This is a genomic window from Desulfovibrio sp. 1214_IL3152 (genome assembly GCF_036763055.1).
In the GTDB taxonomy this organism is placed as follows: Bacteria; Desulfobacterota; Desulfovibrionia; order Desulfovibrionales; family Desulfovibrionaceae; genus Desulfovibrio.
Genome location: NZ_JBAIYW010000412.1, coordinates 1 through 3152 on the forward strand (window position 1 = coordinate 1; position 3152 = coordinate 3152).

Here is a 3152-nt window from a genome sequence, read left to right on the forward strand (position 1 = left end):
CCCGATCTACCCGTGGCGTCAGCTTCCACCGGACGGGCGGCACAAGCGGCGCCAGGCGAGCAGCCCGTGACGCTGCACAGTCTGCAACCTGTAAGCAATACATTCGACTATGTATTTCAGGTTGGAGCTTTCAAGGACGAAGAAAGTGTGGACAGTCTGCGCCAGCGTCTTGAGGGGCGCGGACTGCGAACCCGCATGCAGCGGTCTGGCAAGCTGCTTGTTGTTTTTGTGATGCTGCGCGGCAACGACGCCAGAGCCGAAGAAGTGGTGCATGCCTGTGAGAGTTTGAGCCTCGGCAAGCCCATCCTGCGCAGCAAGACGGCTGTAACACACTAGTATTGCAATAAAACAAGGAAAAGAGGGGAGGAGAGATTCGGTTGTTCGTAAATAGTAATAATTACTATTTACAAAATGGCCTATCCATGTCATCTTCCTGCAAAGGCGGTCACTGAGTCCGGGGCCGCAATTTTGCCTGGACTGCACAGACAAACCAAGGAGACGACCACTATGTCGAACGACCAGAACAAACTTACCAATAATGCCGGCGCGCCGGTGGCTGACAACAACAGGGTTCTTACTGCCGGGCCGCGTGGGCCAATGTTGTTGCAGGACGTATGGTTTCTTGAAAAACTGGCCCATTTCGACCGTGAGGTTATCCCGGAGCGGCGCATGCACGCCAAGGGGTCCGGCGCTTACGGCACCTTTACGGTCACCCACGATATCACGCAATTCACCAAGGCTTCTCTTTTTTCTCAGATAGGCAAAAAAACCGATCTCTTTGTGCGTTTTTCCACCGTGGCGGGCGAGCGCGGCGCGGCTGATGCCGAGCGTGACATTCGCGGTTTTGCTATCAAGTTCTATACCGATGAAGGCAACTTTGACCTTGTGGGCAACAATACCCCCGTCTTCTTTCTGCGGGACCCTTTAAAGTTTCCCGACCTCAACCATGTGGTCAAGCGCAATCCGCGTACCAACATGCACAGCGCCAAGGATAACTGGGATTTCTGGTCCCTCTTGCCCGAAGCCCTGCACCAGGTCACCGTGGTCATGAGCGATCGCGGCATTCCGGCCTCATACCGGCATATGCACGGTTTCGGCAGCCATACCTTCAGCTTTATCAATGCCAACAATGAGCGCTTCTGGGTCAAGTTTCACTTTAAAACCCAGCAGGGCATCAAAAATCTTACCGACGCCGAGGCCCAGGAGATCGTGGGACGCGACCGCGACAGCCATCAGCGCGATCTGTATGAGCATATTGAAAAAGGCGACTTTCCTCGCTGGAAGCTTTTTGTGCAGGTCATGCCTGAAGTCGACGCCGAAAAGCTGCCGTACCATCCCTTTGACCTCACCAAGGTCTGGTATCACAAAGACGTACCCATGTACGAAGTGGGCGTGCTGGAACTGAACCGTAATCCTGAAAACTACTTTGCTGAAGTGGAGCAGGCCGCGTTCAACCCTGCCAATATCGTGCCCGGCATCGGCTTTTCGCCGGACAAGATGCTTCAGGGGCGCCTGTTCTCCTATGGTGATACCCAGCGCTATCGCCTGGGCGTGAACCATCACCTTATCCCCGTGAATGCGGCGCGTTGCCCTATGCACAGTTACCATCGCGATGGACAGATGCGCGTGGACGGCAATTACGGCGGCCATATCAACTATGAACCCAACAGCTACGGGGCATGGCAGGAACAGCCCGCAGCTGCGGAACCGCCCTTGAAAATCAACGGCGATGCCGATCACTGGTCCTACCCCTGCGATGACGCGGACTACTTCGAGCAGCCGGGCAAACTGTTCCGTCTGATGACCCCGGAACAGCAGGAAGCTCTTTTCGGCAATACGGCCCGCAACCTTGGCGACGCCCCCAAGGAAATAAAACTGCGGCACATCCGCAACTGCGCCAAGGCCGATCCGGCCTATGGTGCGGGAGTTGCCAGGGCCTGCGGCATCGACACCGCAGAAATATAGCAAGACGGCCTGTCAGGTTTTGCCTGACTGGGAACGTGACTGCCTGACCCTGGTTGTTTTCTGACCCTTTTGGGGCCGACAGTTTTTCTGTCGTCCTGCATCCTGCAAGCCCCCCGGAATTTCCGGGGGGCTTTACTTTTCGGGCTATCGAAACAGGTGTGCGGGACGCAACGGAAGGCCGGCAGAACAGGCGGAATAAGTGGAACAGCGGGACGCAGGCGGTCGCGCGTTCTGCTGTGGGCCTGGGCAGGGTTGTTCGCCCAGACTGCTGTTCCAGCTTTGCCGACTGCCCGGCGTGCAAGAAATTTTCAAAAATTTTAATCTGTTCATGACAGCGCGATTCGGATATGGCATCTTTAGAGCAGTTTACGAATGAAACGAGTCAACTGCTCTGCAAGGATTTTCCTGAAAATCCTTGCCGCGAAATGCGAGCAGGCAGGCTTTTGCCTGCCGTAAGCAAGCATTTCAAGTGTTAAATGCTCTAGAGCAGATAAACTTCGAGAATGGACATTCTCAAAACTTACTTCGGCGCTTAACAGCGCAAATAAATTGCGTTTACTTACGCAGTCGCCAAAGCAGTTTCAAAGTGAAAATGTTCTAGAGCCGTAGAGTGGTTCAACGGGCCGCCAGGGGCGGGGGTTGCGCCCGGCCCGGCACAAGCCAGTGGACAAGGTATACAGCTCTGGCTATGATTCATGCGCGGCCGCTGTAAACAGCTGCGGCGCAAACACAAAGTCCGGCATTTGGCGCGCCTTGTGCCGCAAGTTGCCCCGCAGCCACTGGCGGGCCTCAGGTCAGTCGCTTGATGCATCAGGGGGACCCATGCAAATCTCTCGTAAGGTTGCGGGTGCGGCCGCCGTGGCGGCCGTATTGCTGGCAATCTTTTTTACCTGGTTTTGGTTGGCCGGCCGGAATAATGCCGCACTCACACTCTATGGCAATGTGGACATCCGCCAGGTTGATCTGGCTTTCCGGGTAGGTGGGCGCATTGCTGAAGTGCTGGTGGACGAAGGGGCTTACGTGGTTGACGGCCAGCCTCGCGCGCGTCTGGATGCCGACATGCTGACGCAGCAACGGGATGAGGCCGCCGCGCAACTGGCGGGCCAAAAGGACGCCCTTATGCGGCTTGAGCGCGGTTACCGTGTGGAAGAAATAGCTCAGGCCCGCGCGTCGGTAAGCGCGGCCAC

At 56.2% G+C, this 3152-nt stretch carries 2 protein-coding genes and 1 pseudogene; all 3 read left to right on the forward strand.

From position 1 onward, the window contains the following. Positions 1-336, forward strand: a 336-nt coding sequence (locus tag V6C07_RS08775; protein ID WP_333536023.1) for an SPOR domain-containing protein, incomplete at its 5' end; no start/stop codon positions are given. Positions 337-507: 171 nt separating this feature from the next. Next, positions 508-1965 carry a catalase gene (locus V6C07_RS08780; protein ID WP_333536024.1) on the forward strand — a complete coding sequence of 486 codons (1458 nt, stop codon included), beginning with the start codon at positions 508-510 and terminating at the stop codon, positions 1963-1965. A gap of 822 nt (positions 1966-2787) precedes the next feature. Further along, positions 2788-3152: pseudogene (locus V6C07_RS08785) on the forward strand (biotin/lipoyl-binding protein); the annotation flags it as partial.